This is a genomic window from Acidobacteriota bacterium (assembly GCA_016712445.1).
Lineage (GTDB): Bacteria > Pseudomonadota > Alphaproteobacteria > Caulobacterales > Hyphomonadaceae > Hyphomonas.
The window spans coordinates 282,950-297,627 of sequence record JADJRB010000001.1 but is presented as its reverse complement, the minus strand read 5'-3'; the positions used below and the strand labels follow the sequence as shown (position 1 = coordinate 297,627).

The 14,678-nt window shown below is 68.4% G+C and carries 25 protein-coding genes; 22 read left to right on the top strand and 3 right to left on the bottom strand.

Features of this window, described 5'->3' with window-relative positions; all coding sequences use genetic code 11:
* Positions 1 to 214: 214 nt before the first annotated feature.
* Together alaS and IPK75_01530 are read left to right on the top strand one after the other, a co-directional pair.
* The gene (gene alaS, locus IPK75_01535) at positions 215 to 2,860 is read left to right on the top strand and encodes an alanine--tRNA ligase (GenBank protein ID MBK8197021.1); all 2,646 of its coding nucleotides are present in this window, start codon (positions 215 to 217) and stop codon (positions 2,858 to 2,860) included.
* Between the two features lie 24 nt (positions 2,861 to 2,884).
* Positions 2,885 to 3,289 (top strand): hypothetical protein, encoded by a 405-nt coding sequence (locus IPK75_01530; GenBank protein ID MBK8197020.1) that lies wholly within the window; start codon positions 2,885 to 2,887, stop codon positions 3,287 to 3,289.
* Between the two features lie 177 nt (positions 3,290 to 3,466).
* Here IPK75_01530 and IPK75_01525 read toward each other — a convergent pair whose 3' ends face one another.
* Positions 3,467 to 4,633, bottom strand: coding sequence for a tyrosine-type recombinase/integrase (locus IPK75_01525; protein MBK8197019.1), 1,167 nt, complete (start codon positions 4,631 to 4,633; stop codon positions 3,467 to 3,469).
* Positions 4,539 to 4,835 carry a hypothetical protein gene (locus IPK75_01520; protein MBK8197018.1) on the bottom strand — a complete coding sequence of 99 codons (297 nt, stop codon included), beginning with the start codon at positions 4,833 to 4,835 and terminating at the stop codon, positions 4,539 to 4,541. Before IPK75_01520 ends, IPK75_01525 begins: the two co-directional genes overlap by 95 nt.
* Before the next feature lie 280 nt (positions 4,836 to 5,115).
* Here IPK75_01520 and IPK75_01515 point away from each other — a divergent pair, with 280 nt between their 5' ends.
* On the top strand, positions 5,116 to 5,589 hold the full coding sequence (locus IPK75_01515) for a hypothetical protein (protein ID MBK8197017.1): 474 nt from the start codon (positions 5,116 to 5,118) through the stop codon (positions 5,587 to 5,589).
* Between the two features lie 2 nt (positions 5,590 to 5,591).
* On the opposite strand, the gene IPK75_01510 is transcribed toward IPK75_01515, so the two are convergent.
* Positions 5,592 to 5,927, bottom strand: a complete 336-nt coding sequence (locus tag IPK75_01510) for a helix-turn-helix domain-containing protein (GenBank protein MBK8197016.1) — start codon at positions 5,925 to 5,927, stop codon at positions 5,592 to 5,594.
* Between the two features lie 137 nt (positions 5,928 to 6,064).
* Between IPK75_01510 and IPK75_01505 the strand changes: the two genes are divergently transcribed.
* From IPK75_01505 to IPK75_01415, 19 genes are read left to right on the top strand one after another with little or no spacing between them, the layout of a single operon-like run.
* On the top strand, positions 6,065 to 6,364 hold the full coding sequence (locus IPK75_01505; GenBank protein MBK8197015.1) for a hypothetical protein: 300 nt from the start codon (positions 6,065 to 6,067) through the stop codon (positions 6,362 to 6,364).
* Positions 6,357 to 6,611: a hypothetical protein gene (locus tag IPK75_01500; protein MBK8197014.1), complete on the top strand. Its 255-nt coding sequence runs from the start codon at positions 6,357 to 6,359 to the stop codon at positions 6,609 to 6,611. Before IPK75_01505 ends, IPK75_01500 begins: the two co-directional genes overlap by 8 nt.
* A complete protein-coding gene (locus tag IPK75_01495) occupies positions 6,604 to 6,927 on the top strand; it encodes a hypothetical protein (protein ID MBK8197013.1) in 324 nt (107 codons plus the stop codon). The genes IPK75_01500 and IPK75_01495 overlap by 8 nt, the downstream gene beginning before the upstream one ends.
* The gene (locus IPK75_01490) at positions 6,924 to 7,589 is read left to right on the top strand and encodes a class I SAM-dependent methyltransferase (GenBank protein ID MBK8197012.1); all 666 of its coding nucleotides are present in this window, start codon (positions 6,924 to 6,926) and stop codon (positions 7,587 to 7,589) included. The genes IPK75_01495 and IPK75_01490 overlap by 4 nt, the downstream gene beginning before the upstream one ends.
* On the top strand, positions 7,576 to 8,238 hold the full coding sequence (locus tag IPK75_01485; GenBank protein ID MBK8197011.1) for a hypothetical protein: 663 nt from the start codon (positions 7,576 to 7,578) through the stop codon (positions 8,236 to 8,238). Before IPK75_01490 ends, IPK75_01485 begins: the two co-directional genes overlap by 14 nt.
* Positions 8,235 to 9,323 (top strand): hypothetical protein, encoded by a 1,089-nt coding sequence (locus IPK75_01480; protein MBK8197010.1) that lies wholly within the window; start codon positions 8,235 to 8,237, stop codon positions 9,321 to 9,323. The genes IPK75_01485 and IPK75_01480 overlap by 4 nt, the downstream gene beginning before the upstream one ends.
* The gene (locus tag IPK75_01475) at positions 9,320 to 9,679 is read left to right on the top strand and encodes a hypothetical protein (protein ID MBK8197009.1); all 360 of its coding nucleotides are present in this window, start codon (positions 9,320 to 9,322) and stop codon (positions 9,677 to 9,679) included. Before IPK75_01480 ends, IPK75_01475 begins: the two co-directional genes overlap by 4 nt.
* A 32-nt stretch (positions 9,680 to 9,711) precedes the next feature.
* Positions 9,712 to 10,071 carry a DUF2312 domain-containing protein gene (locus IPK75_01470; protein ID MBK8197008.1) on the top strand — a complete coding sequence of 120 codons (360 nt, stop codon included), beginning with the start codon at positions 9,712 to 9,714 and terminating at the stop codon, positions 10,069 to 10,071.
* Entirely contained in the window at positions 10,071 to 10,577 is a 507-nt protein-coding gene (locus IPK75_01465) for a hypothetical protein (GenBank protein MBK8197007.1), read from the top strand. Before IPK75_01470 ends, IPK75_01465 begins: the two co-directional genes overlap by 1 nt.
* Positions 10,562 to 11,155: a hypothetical protein gene (locus IPK75_01460; GenBank protein MBK8197006.1), complete on the top strand. Its 594-nt coding sequence runs from the start codon at positions 10,562 to 10,564 to the stop codon at positions 11,153 to 11,155. Before IPK75_01465 ends, IPK75_01460 begins: the two co-directional genes overlap by 16 nt.
* Positions 11,148 to 11,366, top strand: coding sequence for a hypothetical protein (locus IPK75_01455; protein MBK8197005.1), 219 nt, complete (start codon positions 11,148 to 11,150; stop codon positions 11,364 to 11,366). The genes IPK75_01460 and IPK75_01455 overlap by 8 nt, the downstream gene beginning before the upstream one ends.
* The gene (locus IPK75_01450; protein MBK8197004.1) at positions 11,359 to 11,664 is read left to right on the top strand and encodes a hypothetical protein; all 306 of its coding nucleotides are present in this window, start codon (positions 11,359 to 11,361) and stop codon (positions 11,662 to 11,664) included. The genes IPK75_01455 and IPK75_01450 overlap by 8 nt, the downstream gene beginning before the upstream one ends.
* Positions 11,657 to 11,995 (top strand): hypothetical protein, encoded by a 339-nt coding sequence (locus tag IPK75_01445; protein MBK8197003.1) that lies wholly within the window; start codon positions 11,657 to 11,659, stop codon positions 11,993 to 11,995. The genes IPK75_01450 and IPK75_01445 overlap by 8 nt, the downstream gene beginning before the upstream one ends.
* On the top strand, positions 11,995 to 13,065 hold the full coding sequence (locus IPK75_01440; GenBank protein MBK8197002.1) for a phage Gp37/Gp68 family protein: 1,071 nt from the start codon (positions 11,995 to 11,997) through the stop codon (positions 13,063 to 13,065). The genes IPK75_01445 and IPK75_01440 overlap by 1 nt, the downstream gene beginning before the upstream one ends.
* Positions 13,065 to 13,400 carry a DUF4031 domain-containing protein gene (locus tag IPK75_01435; protein MBK8197001.1) on the top strand — a complete coding sequence of 112 codons (336 nt, stop codon included), beginning with the start codon at positions 13,065 to 13,067 and terminating at the stop codon, positions 13,398 to 13,400. The genes IPK75_01440 and IPK75_01435 overlap by 1 nt, the downstream gene beginning before the upstream one ends.
* A complete protein-coding gene (locus IPK75_01430; protein ID MBK8197000.1) occupies positions 13,387 to 13,665 on the top strand; it encodes a hypothetical protein in 279 nt (92 codons plus the stop codon). Before IPK75_01435 ends, IPK75_01430 begins: the two co-directional genes overlap by 14 nt.
* A complete protein-coding gene (locus IPK75_01425; GenBank protein ID MBK8196999.1) occupies positions 13,665 to 14,081 on the top strand; it encodes a hypothetical protein in 417 nt (138 codons plus the stop codon). Before IPK75_01430 ends, IPK75_01425 begins: the two co-directional genes overlap by 1 nt.
* On the top strand, positions 14,078 to 14,284 hold the full coding sequence (locus IPK75_01420) for a hypothetical protein (GenBank protein MBK8196998.1): 207 nt from the start codon (positions 14,078 to 14,080) through the stop codon (positions 14,282 to 14,284). The genes IPK75_01425 and IPK75_01420 overlap by 4 nt, the downstream gene beginning before the upstream one ends.
* Positions 14,284 to 14,598, top strand: a complete 315-nt coding sequence (locus tag IPK75_01415) for an ASCH domain-containing protein (GenBank protein MBK8196997.1) — start codon at positions 14,284 to 14,286, stop codon at positions 14,596 to 14,598. The genes IPK75_01420 and IPK75_01415 overlap by 1 nt, the downstream gene beginning before the upstream one ends.
* Positions 14,599 to 14,678: the final 80 nt, after the last annotated feature.

Below are 14,678 nucleotides of genomic sequence, written 5' to 3'. Positions count from 1 at the left end.
CTGGCCAAGCCGGATGGATGCGTTGTCCGTATCATTCCGGGGAGGCAAGCTTCCGGTCTAGCGATCTCCAGGCCGGAAGAGTCCCCTTTGCGGCGCGCCTTGTCTTGGCGTGCTGCAAAGGGGCCTTTATATCGCCTCTGTAATCCTCTGCGCGCGTCGGCTAAGGCGGGCGCCGGGATTCCCTTCTTTTATCGGCAAGGACCAGAAGCGACACATGCAAGGCGTCAACGAAATCCGGGAAACGTTCCTCAGCTTTTTCGAGAAGAACGCCCACACGCGCCGGCCGTCCGCGCCGCTGGTGCCGCAGAACGACCCGACCCTCCTGTTCGTCAACGCCGGCATGGTGCCGTTCAAGAACATCTTCACCGGCGCCGAGACGCCGTTTGCCCCGCGCGCCACGACCTCCCAGAAATGCGTGCGCGCCGGCGGCAAGCACAACGACCTCGACAATGTCGGCTACACCGCGCGCCACCACACCTTCTTCGAAATGCTGGGGAATTTCTCGTTCGGCGATTATTTCAAGGACGATGCGATCCGCCTCGCCTGGGAGCTGATCACGAAGCATTACGGCCTCGACGCCAAGCGCCTCCTGGTCACCGTCTATGGCGAGGACGAAGAGGCCGCCGCGATCTGGAAAAAGGTCGCGGGCTTCGACGATTCCCGCATCATCCGCATCTCGAACAGCGACAACTTCTGGTCGATGGGCGATACCGGCCCCTGCGGGCCCTGCTCGGAAATCTTCTTCGACCATGGCGACAAGGTCGCCGGCGGCCCGCCGGGCAGCCCCGACCAGGACGGCGACCGGTTCATCGAGGTCTGGAACCTCGTGTTCATGCAGTTCGAGCAGCATGAAGGCGGCAAGCGCACGAGCCTGCCGAAGCCGTCGATCGACACCGGCATGGGCCTTGAGCGCATCGCAGCGGTGCTGCAGGGCAAGCATAACAACTACGACATCGACCTCTTCCGCACACTGATCGAAGCCGAAGAGTCCGTGTACGGCCAGAAATCGCAAGGCGACAAGGCGGCCTCGTTCCGCGTCATCGCCGACCATCTGCGCACGTCGGCCTTCCTGGTCGCCGACGGCGTGCTGCCGTCGAACGAGGGGCGCGGCTATGTGCTGCGCCGGATCATGAGGCGCGCCATGCGCCACGGCCACATGCTGGGCGCGCGCGAGCCGCTGATGCACAAGCTCGTGCCGGCGCTGATCGGCGAGATGGGCAAGGCTTATCCGGAACTCGGCCGCGCGAAAGTGGCCATCGAGACCGCCATCCGCGACGAGGAAGCCCGCTTCCAGCGCACGCTGGGCAATGGCCTCGCGCTGCTCGACAAGGCGGCCGCTGATGTGCCGAAAGGCGGCGCGCTGCCGGGCGATGTGGCCTTCCGCCTGTCCGACACCTTCGGTTTCCCGCTCGACCTGACGCAGGACATCCTGCGCGGGCGCGGCATGGAAGTGGATGTGGCCGGCTTCGAGGCAGCGCTCGATACGCAGCGCGAAGCAAGCCGCGCGGCTGGTTTCTCCTCGGGTGATCAGGCGACGGAAGAAATCTGGTTCGACGTGCGCGCCAAGCAGGGCGCCACGAAATTCACCGGCTATGGCGCCACGTCGGGAGACGGAAAACTCGTCGCCATCGCATCCGGCGGCGCGCTGTCGGCCGCGCTCGAGCCCGGCCCGGCCGAACTCGTGTTCGACCAGACGCCGTTCTACGCTGAATCCGGCGGCCAGGCGGGCGACCATGGCGAGATCGTGTTTGACGGCGGCGCGCGCTTCATTGTGCGCGACGTGCAGAAGCGCGCCGGCGATGTGCATGTGCATGTTGGCGAGCTCGTGTCCGGCAGCGTGAAGACGGGCGCCAAGGCGCTGCTGAAGGTCGATGCGCTCCGCCGCAAGCAGGTCATGGCAAACCATTCGGCGACCCACCTGATGCACGCCGCCCTGCGCAAGGTGCTCGGCGAGCATGTGACACAGAAAGGCTCGCTGGTTGAGGCCGACCGGTTCCGGTTCGACTTCTCGCACGGCGCGCCGATGACGCCGGCCCAGATCGAGGCGGTGGAAGACCAGGTCAACGCGCAGATCCGCGCCAACATCGCCACCGGCGTCAAGGTGTCGACGCCCGAGCAGGCAATCGAGGCCGGCGCGCTGGCGCTGTTCGGCGAGAAGTACGGCGATGAAGTCCGTGTACTGTCGATGGGCGAGCCCGGCGAAGGCGGCCGGTCCTATTCGGTCGAGCTGTGCGGCGGTATCCACGTCGAGCGCTCGGGCGACATTGCGGTCTTCACCATCCTGTCCGAGAGCGGTGTGTCGGCCGGCGTGCGGCGCATCGAGGCGGCCACCGGCGCCGAAGCGCTCGCCTACCTGAAGGGCCGCGCCCAGATCGCGGCCGATGTCGCCGACAGCCTGAAAGTGCCGCTGAAAGACCTGCCGAAGCGCGTCGCCACGCTGAGCGAAGACCGCCGCGCGCTGGAGCGCGAGCTCGCCGAGGCGAAGCGCAAGCTCGCCATGGGCGGCGGCGGCGGCGCGCCATCCGGTCCGGAAGTCATCAATGGGGTCAACCTCGTCGCGCGCATCGCGGAAGGCGTCGGCGGCAAGGACCTGCGCACCCTGGTCGACGAGACCAAGGCGCAGCTCGGCTCCGGCATCGTCGTGTTCATCGGCACCGAAGGCGGCAAGGCCGGCGTCGCTGTCGGCGTCACGGCAGACCTCACGACCAAGTATTCTGCCGTCGACCTCGTGAAAGTCGCGGCCGAAGCCGTCGGCGGCAAGGGCGGCGGCGGGCGGCCGGACATGGCCATGGCCGGTGGGCCGGATTCGGGCCAGGCACAGGCGGCGCTCGATGCGGTCCGCGCCCTGCTCAAGGGCTGAGCCGGACCGGCCGGGGAGATCGCCGTGCCCGCCGGATATTCAGGAACCTCGCTGGCGCGCAAGCTCGGCTTCACGGACGGCCTCGACGTCTGGGCGAAGGCGATGCCCGAAAGCGTGCGCGCGGAAATCGCAGAGGCCGCCGCGCTGCGCTATGTCGCGCGCCCCGCCAAGGGGCTCACGGCGGCACATGTCTTCCACACCTCCGCCGCTGCGCTGGAGGCGGACCTGACACGCCTGCGCGGCCTGCTGGACCCGGCGGGCATGGTCTGGGTCTCCTGGCTCAAGCGCGCCGCGAAGGTCGAAACCGACATCACCGAGGACACGGTCCGCGCGCTGGCCCTGCCGATGGGGTTCGTGGACGTGAAGGTGTGCGCCGTCGACGCGGTCTGGTCCGGGCTGAAGCTCGTCATCCGGAAATCGCTGCGGTGAGTTCCGGCGCCCGTAGCAGCGGCGTCCGGGCTTGATGGTCGGAGTGAGAGGATTCGAACCTCCGACCCCTAGCTCCCGAAGCAGGAGGGAGCGGCCTGAAAACAGGGCACTAGGTGTAAACCCGGCCGCCTGCAGTGCCTTGTTTCGATTGCGGCGCGGCGGCGGCTGTAAACCGTTTCAGCGCTTGCTGACGGCCTTTTTCGAAGGCGGGGCGGCCCGGGCGGCGGCGGCCTTTGCCAGCTGGGCGGGGCTGCCGTAAATCGCGCGCATGGCGGCGCCTTCGCCGGGCGCCCAGCCCATGCGGATTTCCATGTCGGGGTCGCTCGCGCCCTCGGCATAACCACGGGTGATGTACGTCCCCCGGAAGTCGTGCAGGTGTTTCTCGCGCAGCGCCTTCGCTTCGTCGGCCTTCAGCGTTTTCGCGACCTTCGCCTTGAGCGCCTCGAAGGCCTTGCGCAGCTGGCGTCCGTCCGTCCACGGATCGCCATCGTCGCGCCGGGCGACCCGGTCGGCGGGGGCGCCGCGGCGGCCGAGCGCCTTCTTCAGCGCCGGCGTCAGCGGCGGGCAGGCGGCGCGCTTGCCGCCGCTCTTGCCGGTCGGGCGTACCAGGTGGCTGGCGCGCGCGTCGATCTCCCCCCAGGTGAGCTCGACGAGATCCTGCCGTCGCAGGCCGGTGTGCCAGAGGATCTCGAGCGTGCGCCGGAGGCCCGGCCCGGCGGCCAGTTTCAGGGCGCTGAATTCGGCCTCGGTGACGAGGATGTCGGCGCGGCCCGGGCCTTCGTCGAGGTGCGTGATCCCGCGCGCGGCATTGCGCGCCAGGCGTTCCTCGTCGACGCCCCATTCGAGGATGCGGCCGAGCACCTGCAGGTGCGTGTTGGCGGCGCGGGGCGTGGCCGCCATGCCGGCGTGCCAGGCCTTGATCCGGGCCCGGATTCCCGTCGCCTGCATGGCCTTCAGGCTGGTCGGCCCGAACGTGGCGACCGCCTTGTCGATCGCCGGGGTCCAGAGGGCGCGGGTCGAGGGCGCGAGGCGGGTGAAGGCCGGGCTCGCGCGGAACGCGGCGGCGAGGCCTTCGAAGGTCGCGGGCGAGGGTTTGGGATAGGCCGTCTCCGACCAGGCGCTGGCGAGCGCGGCGGCGCCCGCCCGCTCGGCGGCCGAGGCTTCCCGGTCGCTGGCGCCCTCGAACACGGCGAGCTGGGGGCCGCCGCGCCAGACATACCAGTAGATGCGGGTGGCGGCAGCGGTGCGCTTAACGACCCGGTGCGCGCCGGGCAGGCGGACGGGCGCCGGCGGCAGCGGCGATGCGCGCGTCGAGTTCGGCGAGTTCCTGCGCGATGAGGTCATCCGGGTCGGTCTCGTCATTGGCGGCCGGCGGGGCCGCGCCCGGAACGATCACGGGACCGGCGGCGGCGTCAAGAGCTGCGTCGATGCGGACCCGGTCGAAGCGCAGCGGACGGGCGGTGTGCGGCTTGACGTGCAGGCTGCGCGGATCGAGCCCGGCCAGGTAGCGTTTCGCCTCTTTGAGGGTGAGCAGGCGCGAGGTCATGCGGGATTCGGGCGGGCTCTTTGCCGGGGCTACACGCGGGACGGGTCTGCCGTCTGGGTGGGGGTGCGTGGAGCCCGCCCCGCGTGACACGCCCGGGGGACGCGGCGTGCGAGGCGAGAAATACCAAAATGGAAGGTTTAGGCAAGAGCAAAAATAACCAAAACGGTTCTGCGACTCGTTTTCAGGCGGTCAATAGTTCCAATTCGGATGGGCTACGTCCGGTTGTGCCTTGAGACAATTACGGTTTAAACTCGCGCTAGGGTGGAGGAGGTGCAATCAGATGCTTAGCGGTCGGGCTGCCATCGCAATTGCGTTACTGGTCATCGGGCTACCATTCGCCTGGTTGATTGTGTCCGGGGCGATACGCGAGAACGACGGCGAAGCTGTGATCGCGCGAAGCGAGCAGGTGAATGCCTCGACCGATGCGCTGATCGATCGTCTGGATCGCTACTACACGCCGGAGCAGCGCGCGGAGCATTTCCGGAATGACAACGTCCGGAACACGCTCATGGGGCAGAGCGAACTCTGGACGGGGATGCCCGACGATGACCGGATCAGGCTCGGTTACGTGAGTGCGAATCTCGTAATCGACGGCGTGTGTGAACTCGAAGAGATTCAAGCCAATGGGTTCAAGCTCTATCCTTCGGACGGCCACTTGCCTGTCTATGAGACCCGCTGCGCAGCAGGTGGGGACGAGGGGCTGGTTCTGGCTTACCCGGCTACGATGGAGTACCGCCTGAAGGCGCCCGGCTGAGTTCACTCGCCGAGTTCGCGCAGGCTCCGGATCGTGGATTCGACGACGCGCGCCTCGCGCGGATGCGAGCGCAAAAACTCGATCATCTCGCGTTCCTCGTCTGACAGGCCGTCACCGTCCCGGATAAGGCGCGCCGGCGGGATGCCCATGGCCTCGGCCAGCTCAACCAGCTTCTTGATCGAGACCCCGCGTTCGCCTGTTTCGTACCGGCCGATCGTCACGGGTGTTGTGTCGACCAATTCCGCCAGTTGTTCTTGCGTCAGGCCAGCCCGGATCCGCTCCTGACGGATCAGCAGCGCCGTCTCCGGCTCGGGCTTGTTGTACGGTTTGCGGGCCATGACGAAAGATGGCGCGGTTCCCGAAAAGGTAACATTACCCAATCGGTAGGAAATAACCGGAGGCGCTTGACCTTGTCCGCGAATCACTTCTCTGAAAAATACCATATTGGTTATTTTGTAAACCGAGAAGGTCGCAGATGTCGCCGGAACCCGCCGAAAAACTGACCCGCCTGCGCTTCTATGCGCGCCTCACGGGGCGTTCGCACGGGGACATGGGGGCGCTTTTGGGCGTCTCCGGCGTGTCATTCGGGCGCTACCTGAGCGGCGACCGGGCGCCGCGCCGAAAGGTGGCCGACCGCATCAAGGAGATCTCGCGGGGCGTCATCCATGCCGGCAACTATGCCGACGAGATCGGTGCCGAGGAGGCGGCGGTCATGATGGCCGAGATCGCCCGCCGCGAGGCGGCGGCCCAGCCGGACGGGGCGTGCCATGACTGAAGCCGCCGCGCTCGCCCTTGCCTCGATCTATCTCGCCCGCGGCCTCTGGCGCGCGCACGGCGAGGTCCGGCTTTGCCGGGCTGAAGCCCGGCGCACCGGCCCGCGCCCGCCGCTCTGGCCGGTCTGGCTTGCCGTCACCGCGCTCTGGCCGGTGTTCGACGCGCAGCGCGCGGTCGGTTGGGCCCTGACGCTCTGGGATGCGGCCGCCGCGCGGCGGGCCGACAGGCGGGAGGTGCGCCGTGGCTGACTGGTGCAACGACTGCGCCTGGCCGGTGGAATGTGCCGCCGCGAGGGACTGCCAGCGCCGCCGGCAGGGCGAGGTGCGAGGTGAGGGGGTCGCGGAACCGGACGGCGGTGTCACAGCCGCGCTGCTGGACGGGGGGGCGGGCCTGCGGCCTTGGGTCGAAGAGTTCCGGCGGGTAGCGCGCGACTACTCACACAGCGTGCTTAGCCTTGGTGATGCCCTGCGGGCGATCGGCCGCCAGAATGGCAAGACGCGCCTTACGTCGATCGAGATATCCGGTGTTGATCCGTGTCCGGAGCTTGACGGGGAAGGCGCATGACCCGCCGCACCGAACGCGCTGCGACCTCGATCGCCGCCGCGTCGCCCGAGGCGCGCGGGCCGGAGCTGTACGAGACGCCGGCGAACGCGACCCGCGCGCTGATGCAGGCCTGGCCGCAATTCTTCGGCGTCGCGCGCCGCATCTGGGACCCCGCCTGTGGGCCGGGCGCCATCCTCGACGTGCTGCACGGCGCCGGCCATGCAGTCCTCGGTTCGGACCTGCACGACTATTCGGCGCGCTGGCGCGTGCCGGAGGCGCGGTCGCCGTTCTGGAACCGCGACTTTTTCAGCTGGACGCCGGAGGAGGCAGCCCGGCTCGGCGCCGAGGCGATCGTCATGAACCCGCCTTACTCGCTGTCGGACGCTTTCGTGACCCGCGCCCTCGAGTTCGTGCCGCGCGTGTTCGTGCTGCTCGAGCTGCGCTGGATGAACGGCATCGGGCGCGAGCGCTCGCGCCTCCTCGATGGCGGCTACCTGCATGCGGTCCACCCGTTCGACCGGCGCCTCGCGATGCACCGCGACGGCTGGGACGGGCCCCGCGCGCGCCAGTCTCGCCTGCACGCCTGGTACGTCTTCCTGCGCCCGCCGATGGGCGCGCATGCCCCGGCCATCCTGCGCCGGATCAACCTTCCCCTGGAGGGCAAGCGCGATGTCAGCCTATGATCCCAACCTGAGCCCGGACGACTTTCCGGAAGCCTCGCATGCCCCGGCCTCGGTGCGCTGGGAGGAATTCAGCGACCCGGACAGGTTCTGGGCGATCACCCGCGCGCAGCCGGTGGCGAGCCTCGTCGTCGCCGGCGCGCTCTGGGGCTTCTCCCGCTCGGGCCCGCCGCCGGCGGCGCTGATCGGCAAGCGCCTGATCATCACGGCGGGCGGCGGTCACCATCCGTTCAAGCAGGCGGGCGACAGCGGCCGGGCGGCCGTGTTCGACTATTGCGAGGTGGGCGTCTCGCCCGCCGAGATCCCGGCCGGGCGCGAGCGCCTGTTCCGCGCGGCGGTCAAGACGCTGCCCCGGTTCCAGTCGGCCGGGGCGGTGCGCCTCGCCGCCGCCTTCCGCATCGCGCATGTCATCGACGGCCAGGTGTATGCCGACAAGCGTCCGGGTACGGAGCATTCCGCGCCGCGCGGGCTCGGCATCTGGCCGGAGTTCGATGCGCGCCCGCTGCCGCAGGTCGAGGAGCTGACCCGTGGCCGCTGGATGTGGTGTTTCGACGCCGCCCATGAATTCGACCTGGACAAGCGCGTGGCCGTGAAGGGCTTCGGCGATCTCTGGGACTATGAGCGCGGCCTGCAACTGAGAGGTGCCCTTTGAGCCAGACATCCTTTTCGGCGGACCATTTCCGCCCCATCGCCATTGCTGGCGCCCGCTCGGGCGTCGAGGTCTCGGCCAGGCAGTCGAAGCGCGCTTCGGTTCCGTCTGCCGTGATCTGTCTGTGGGCGGACGTTTACACCGCGCTCGGCTGGAAGCGCGGCGACCGGGTCAGCCTCTGGGAAGGGACCGGCGCGGCCGCCGGGACCGTGCGCCTGCAAAAGGCCGCGAAGGCGGGGCTCAATGTGCGCCAGCTCTATGCCTGCGGCACCAAGGGCAACACGCGCCACCTCAACGTGTCGCTGCCCTGGCCGTCCTATCGCGTGACCTTTCCGGGGGTCGAGGCGGTCTATGAGATCGGGGAGACGCCGGACGGGCCGTATGTCGATGTGCGCATGCCAGCCGTCCAGTTTGCGCGCAACGAGACTGTGCCGCCCGCGCGCTCCAAGCCGCTGCCCCCGCCGCCGCCGGCGCCGTCCGGCGTGATTTCCGAAGGCGCCCAGGCGGCGATCGATCCCGCCGGCGCCGCCGCGCGCACCGAAGCCGAAGCTCACGCGGGGGCGGATGGCTGGCCGCCGCTCGCGCCGGTGCTGGCGGCGAAGGGGCGGCTCACCGGATCTCCGGCGCGCTATCTCGGCGCCTTTCTCGACAGCGCCCGCCTGAGCGACCGCGCCCTGATGTCGCTGCACAAGACAGAGGTCGCCCAGACCTCGGTCAATTCCTACGTCTTTGCGGTGCGCACCGCGCTGAAAGGCACCGGCTGGACGATCGAACGCGAGGAGGGCGGCTGGCGCTTCCAGCCGGGCGAGGTGAAGCTGCTGCGCCACGGCGCGCGCGCGGGGCGCACGACCGTGCCTAAAGTGACGGTGCGCGAACGTCCCTCGCGCGCCGGTGAACATGCCCGGCCCGCGCCCGTGACGCCGCCGCGCGTCAAACCCTCCGGCGTCCCCGCGCATGAGGCGGGCACCTGCGCCTATCTCGTGCCGGGCGCCAGCGGCATCGCGCCCTGCGGCGCACCCGCCAGTGGCACCTATTGTGAGCATCACAAGCGCGTCAGCGCCGGCGTCGCGACGGACGTGCGCGCATGACCAAGCCGCACGCCCATGCCGGCTTCCTGCCGGACCTGCGCGCCCGCCTCGGCGCGATCGGCCGCCAGCTCGTGTTCGGCGAGGCCGCGATGGCGGCCGGGCTGAAGGGCTCGAGCCGGGCGGGCTGGACCTGTCCGGCCTGCCAGACCGAAGGCGCGCTCGCCGAGCGCAGCGATCACCAGGGCGCGCGCTGCACGGCGGCCGGATGCCGCAAGGGCTTCGATCTCGCCGGCGTCGTCATGACGGCGCGCGGCCTGTCGGTCGTCCAGGCGATGACGCTGCTCGAGCGGGTGATCGCCGAGAAGGCGGCGCGCGGAAATGACAAGGCGCCGGGCCTGTTCGGGGACGCGCCATGAGCGGGGGCGTCGTCACGATCACCGGGCCCGGCATGGCGCCCGTCACGCTGACCGAGGGTCAGCTCAAGCAGGTCGCAGAAAAGCTCGAGAGGAGAGGCAAGGCTGTGAGCAACAAGGAACAACGCAAACGCACCTCGGCGGCGCATGCCGAGCACAAGCTGGACGACACGACGCGCGAGAAGCTGCGCCAGCTCTGCGCCAAGGTCGAGCGTCTCGAGGAGGAGAAGAAGGGCCTCGCCGACGACATCAAGGAAGTGTTCGCCGAGGCGAAGGCGCTGGGCTTCGACACGGCGACGATGCGCGCGGCCCTCCGCCAACGGAAGATCGACGAGGCCGAGCGCGACGAGAAGCAGATGATGCTCGACCTCTACATGGAGGCGCTGGGCGACTGATGGGCCAAGGTTCCCTCATTCTGCAGGCCGACCCGCTGCGCGAGATCCTGCCGCTCGATCTCGAGGGGAAGGGGACGCGCGCGCGCCTGATCCGCCGCCTGTCGCAGGGCTGGTACGACGTCTCGCCCCAGGTGCAGGCCGTGTTCGACGCCGCGGCCGCCGAGGCGAACCGGCCACGCTTCGGGGACATCGGGCCGCCGGTCCACGACTTCAATGCGGCGCGCGGGTACATGCGCGCCCTGTTGCCGGGCTGGTGGTTCCGCTTGGGCCAATGCCATCTGTCCACGGACATTGCGCTGGCGCCGGACTATAACGATCCGGCCCACGGCGCGCGCCTGCGCGCGCTATACCCCGAGAGCTTCTGGGATGGCGGGCTCGACTTCGACATCCGCCCGGCGATCTCCGACGCCGCCGCGCTCTGCCTCGGCCTGCTCGCGGTGCTTGAGCGGATCTCCGACATCGACACTGCGGTCAAGCAAGGGAGGCTCGAATGGCCGAAGGACTGAGACAGGCCCGCCTGTCAGAACTCAAACCCGGCCAGACGGTCGTCGTGCGTGAGCTGGGCCCGTGCCTGGCGGACGGGCAGCACACGGTCTGCCGCGCGCCGGAGGGCCTGTTCGTGCCGTGCGGCGACGGGCGGCATTATCTCGAGGGGCAGCTGCAGGAGGACGGCGACACGCTCGCCGGCTTCTGGATCGCGGCGGATTTTCCGGTCCCGGAGGACGGGGTGCTGGCGCTCTGGCTCGACGCCTCCGGAGATCCGGGCGGCGCGCCGGCCGAGACGCTGAACGCGGCCGAGGACATCCTCCTCGAGCGCAAGCGGCAGATCGAGGCGGAAGGCTTCCAGCCGGAGGCCGACGATCGCTACACCGAGGGCCAGCTCGCCCGCGCCGCCGCGCGCTATGCGCTCTGGGGCGCCCTGCATGACACGGGCAAGGCGATGATCGTCTGGCTCTGGCCGTGGGCGCAGGCCTGGTTCAAGCCGCGCACGCACCGCGAGAACTGCATCAAGGCCGGGGCGCTGATCCTCGCCGAGGTCGAGCGGCTCGACCGTCAGGCAGCGCGGGAGGCGGCTCATGGGTGAACGCTCAAAAGATGGTGGCCCCGCGTTCCCTACAGCCGGTTCCACCGGCATGTCCTTGCGGGACTGGTTTGCGGGGCAGGCGCTCGCGGGTCTCTGCGGGACAGACGCGCGCGTCTACATCGATCGAAACAAGATCGCCGGGCGGTTCGCCTCGGTCGCGTTCGAGTTGGCGGACGCGATGATTGCAGCGCGGGAGGCGGCCAATGGGTGAGGGCATATTTCCGGCAGTGCCAGCGCGCCCGCTGGATAGCGCGCCGCGTGACGGGCGCATCCTTCGCCTGCTGGTCGACTACAGCGAGGAGGATGCGCGCCATCCGCTCGATGACGCCTCCGAGGCGTGGACGATCGGATCAAACGCTTTCGACAATGACGGGGTGGACGAATGGGAGATCGCTGGCTGGTGCTGGAGCCATGATCATTTCACTGCTGGGCGCGGGCGCGTGATCGGCTGGCTGCCATTTCATGGCGAGGAAGCTCCGCATGCGGAGCGGGAGGTGGCCAATGGGTGAGGCGAAGCGGCGCGCGGCGCATTTCGACCACAAGGTCAAGCGGCCTGACGGGCCAGCGAGCGAAGCACTGGATGCCGCCGCAGGCGCCTTCCTTCTGGCGCTCATTGACGGCATCGGGCCCCAGCTCCCGCAGACCTGCTGCGAACAGCACCGGTCGCAGATGCTCGCGGCCAGCGTCCTGACGACCGGATTCATGATGCTTGCCGGAAGGCTCGCCAAGGCGGGACTGATCGACGGCCCCGATGCCGCTGCGCATGCTCTAAAGGCGCTGAAGGTCGAGATCTTCGGCGCCGGCCTGCCAGCGTTCGACCCTTCGGAGGCGCCCAACTGATGGCTGAGGAAACCCGCATCGAATGGGCCGACCACACCTTCAACCCGTGGATCGGCTGCACCAAGGTCTCGCCCGCGTGCGACAACTGCTATGCTGAGGCGCAGGCCTCGCGCTACTGGCCGGGCGAGCAGCTCTGGGCGGGCAACCGCAAGCGCACCTCGGAGAACAACTGGCGCCAGCCGCTGAAGTGGAACCGTCAGGCGGCGGAGTTTCGCGCGAAGCATGGCCGCCCGCCGATGGTGTTCTGCGCGAGCCTTGCGGACGTGTTCGACAACCAGGTGCCGCCGCATTGGCGCGATGCACTCTGGGCGCTGATCGATGCGACGCCAGAACTCATCTGGCTCTTGCTCACCAAACGGCCGCATAACATCCGAAAGATGCTGCCGCCATTCAATTGCTGGGAGAACCATCCCTGGGAGTGGGACACACGGCCATGGCCGAACGTCTGGCTCGGCACGACCGTCGAGAACCAGGCCGAAGCCGACCGGCGCATCCCGCACCTGCTGGCCGTGCCCGCCGCAAAACGTTTCCTGAGCTGCGAGCCCCTGCTGGGGCCGGTGGATCTGACGCGCATCCCCGTCGCCGCACAAATCAACGCGGGCGATCAATTTCGCGACGCCGAAGTCAACTGCCTTTCGAGCGGGATGATCGTTCAACGGCCCGGCATTGATGCGCTGGTCCGCTCACCATCAAAGATCGATTGGGTCATCGCCGGGGGCGAGAGCGGGCCGCAGGCGCGCCCGTCGCACCCCGATTGGTTCCGGTCCCTGCGCGACCAGTGCGCCGCGGCGGGCGTGCCCTTTTTCTTCAAGCAATGGGGGGAGTGGATCGAGTATCGGCATCACACAGACGGGCCGCTGGTCTATGACATCGTGGAAGGTACACCCATGGCGGAGATCATGCTGCGGCGATGTGTGAAGGCAGGCTTCCTCACCGAGCGCGGTGAGTTTGCCTGGTCTCTGGATGATATCAGCGAAGACCAGGCCCGGGTGATGGACCGCGTCGGCAAGAAGGCTGCCGGCCGCTTGCTTGACGGCGTCATCCACGACGCCCGGCCGGAGGTGAGCTGATGACCGTCTACGTCGACGACATGTACCGCGTGCCGATGGGCCAATTCGGCCGCATGAAGATGAGCCATATGATCGCCGAGAGTTTCGACGAGCTGCACGCGATGGCTGACCGGCTCGGCCTGAAGCGCAGCTGGTTTCAGGGTGATCACTACGACATCTCAATGTCGGTGAGGGCCCGGGCCGTCGCGCTGGGTGCGGTCGAGATCCCGATGCGCCAGCTCGCCGCGCTGTCTGTCCTGCAGCGGCTGAAAGAGCCGATGGGCGCCCCGGAAACGGCGGTCGATCGTCTGATGGCGATCCGGGAAGCCCGGAGGAGTCAGAATGGCCACACCTAAACAGATCACCGGGGCGAACCTGGTTATGCGCGCGCCGCCGGGCGACGAGGACCGGGTCGGCGACCTGCACGTCTACCGCAACCGGGGCGGGCTCGTTTCGGCCTGGCAGCTGAGCGACGAGGAGGTCGCCGAGATCGTCCGGACAAGGACGGTCTATCTCTCGATCATGGGCGGCGGCATGCCGCCGGTCTATCTCGGCGCCGAATCCGACATGCGCGCCTTCACACTCGATTATGGCGGCGTCCTGCCGCCGCAGGAGGGGTGATGCTTTATCTCGATGTCGCCTGCAACGACCCCGACAATGGTCTGTTCGCGCACGGCGCGCCGGCACTCAGTATCGGCAGTGCCGAATTCCAGTGCCGCCGCGCCGCGCCGCGTTTTGTTGACGGACTCGACGGAAGGCATCCAGCGCAGCTGGACCTCCGGCTTGCTGGCAGGCGGTGGGGCTATCACGGCTCTAAGGAGTGGGTCGGTAACTGGTGCTGGAACCGGTACACTCTCGCGCATCCGCACAAGACGGTGCGTTGGTACCTCACCGATTTCGTGACCTGGCTTCGCCGCCGGTCGCTCTACAGCTGTGACCACGGGCCTTCCGATTTCTTCGATTGGTTCAACGGCTCCGATGCGGTTGCGCCGGCGCGGGTGCACGAGCTGGTGTGCACTTTGGAGGAGCGTTCATGAAAAAGCGCAAGGGCGTGGCCTACGCCATCGCCTTCAACACGAAAGAGATCCCCGGCCGGGCCGTCTCGACGGTCGTCACGCTGACGACCGAGGTCGCGGGCCCTGAAGACAAGTACCGCGTCGATCTCTGCGATCATCCGCTCTATCCGCAGCTCGTGGACTACGTGAACGCCAACCCGCCGGGCGGAAAGGCGAAAGGCTGATGGTCGCGCTCAATTTCACCGTGTTCCAGGACAAGATTCTCGCCGGCACGAAGCGGCAGACGATCCGGCGGCGGGCGCGGTGCAAGCCGGGTGACCGGCTGCAGATCTACACGGGGATGCGCACGAAGGCCTGCCGCAAGCTCGGCGAGGCGGTCTGCACGCGCGTCGAGACCGTGCTGATCCCGGCGCCGCCCCTGAGTGCGATCCTCCTCGACCAGCGGCGCTGGCTGCGGGGTGAGGCGGCCCGCGGCTTCGCGGCTGCGGACGGATTCGACAGCCTCGAGGCGTTCTTCGCGTTCTTCCGGCTGCAGTAAGGCCTGCCCTTCGAGGGCGTCGTGATCAGCTGGGGCGATTTTCAGTCTACGGAGCAATCCGACACCTCCTGACGCCCGCC

Excerpts from the sequence above, each read along its gene's own strand:
- IPK75_01500 (MBK8197014.1), top strand. The coding sequence starts at position 6,357 with ATGACTGAAGCCGCCGCGCTCGCCCTTGCCTCGATCTATCTCGCCCGC.
- IPK75_01525 (MBK8197019.1), bottom strand. The coding sequence starts at position 4,633 with ATGACCTCATCGCGCAGGAACTCGCCGAACTCGACGCGCGCATCGCCG.
- IPK75_01515 (MBK8197017.1), top strand. The coding sequence starts at position 5,116 with ATGCTTAGCGGTCGGGCTGCCATCGCAATTGCGTTACTGGTCATCGGG.
- IPK75_01470 (MBK8197008.1), top strand. The coding sequence starts at position 9,712 with ATGGCGCCCGTCACGCTGACCGAGGGTCAGCTCAAGCAGGTCGCAGAA.
- alaS (MBK8197021.1), top strand. The coding sequence starts at position 215 with ATGCAAGGCGTCAACGAAATCCGGGAAACGTTCCTCAGCTTTTTCGAG.
- IPK75_01430 (MBK8197000.1), top strand. The coding sequence starts at position 13,387 with ATGGCCACACCTAAACAGATCACCGGGGCGAACCTGGTTATGCGCGCG.
- IPK75_01450 (MBK8197004.1), top strand. The coding sequence starts at position 11,359 with ATGGGTGAGGGCATATTTCCGGCAGTGCCAGCGCGCCCGCTGGATAGC.
- IPK75_01465 (MBK8197007.1), top strand. The coding sequence starts at position 10,071 with ATGGGCCAAGGTTCCCTCATTCTGCAGGCCGACCCGCTGCGCGAGATC.
- IPK75_01445 (MBK8197003.1), top strand. The coding sequence starts at position 11,657 with ATGGGTGAGGCGAAGCGGCGCGCGGCGCATTTCGACCACAAGGTCAAG.
- IPK75_01460 (MBK8197006.1), top strand. The coding sequence starts at position 10,562 with ATGGCCGAAGGACTGAGACAGGCCCGCCTGTCAGAACTCAAACCCGGC.
- IPK75_01510 (MBK8197016.1), bottom strand. The coding sequence starts at position 5,927 with ATGGCCCGCAAACCGTACAACAAGCCCGAGCCGGAGACGGCGCTGCTG.
- IPK75_01520 (MBK8197018.1), bottom strand. The coding sequence starts at position 4,835 with ATGACCTCGCGCCTGCTCACCCTCAAAGAGGCGAAACGCTACCTGGCC.
- IPK75_01435 (MBK8197001.1), top strand. The coding sequence starts at position 13,065 with ATGACCGTCTACGTCGACGACATGTACCGCGTGCCGATGGGCCAATTC.
- IPK75_01475 (MBK8197009.1), top strand. The coding sequence starts at position 9,320 with ATGACCAAGCCGCACGCCCATGCCGGCTTCCTGCCGGACCTGCGCGCC.
- IPK75_01420 (MBK8196998.1), top strand. The coding sequence starts at position 14,078 with ATGAAAAAGCGCAAGGGCGTGGCCTACGCCATCGCCTTCAACACGAAA.
- IPK75_01415 (MBK8196997.1), top strand. The coding sequence starts at position 14,284 with ATGGTCGCGCTCAATTTCACCGTGTTCCAGGACAAGATTCTCGCCGGC.
- IPK75_01505 (MBK8197015.1), top strand. The coding sequence starts at position 6,065 with ATGTCGCCGGAACCCGCCGAAAAACTGACCCGCCTGCGCTTCTATGCG.
- IPK75_01490 (MBK8197012.1), top strand. The coding sequence starts at position 6,924 with ATGACCCGCCGCACCGAACGCGCTGCGACCTCGATCGCCGCCGCGTCG.
- IPK75_01440 (MBK8197002.1), top strand. The coding sequence starts at position 11,995 with ATGGCTGAGGAAACCCGCATCGAATGGGCCGACCACACCTTCAACCCG.
- IPK75_01425 (MBK8196999.1), top strand. The coding sequence starts at position 13,665 with ATGCTTTATCTCGATGTCGCCTGCAACGACCCCGACAATGGTCTGTTC.
- IPK75_01455 (MBK8197005.1), top strand. The coding sequence starts at position 11,148 with ATGGGTGAACGCTCAAAAGATGGTGGCCCCGCGTTCCCTACAGCCGGT.
- IPK75_01485 (MBK8197011.1), top strand. The coding sequence starts at position 7,576 with ATGTCAGCCTATGATCCCAACCTGAGCCCGGACGACTTTCCGGAAGCC.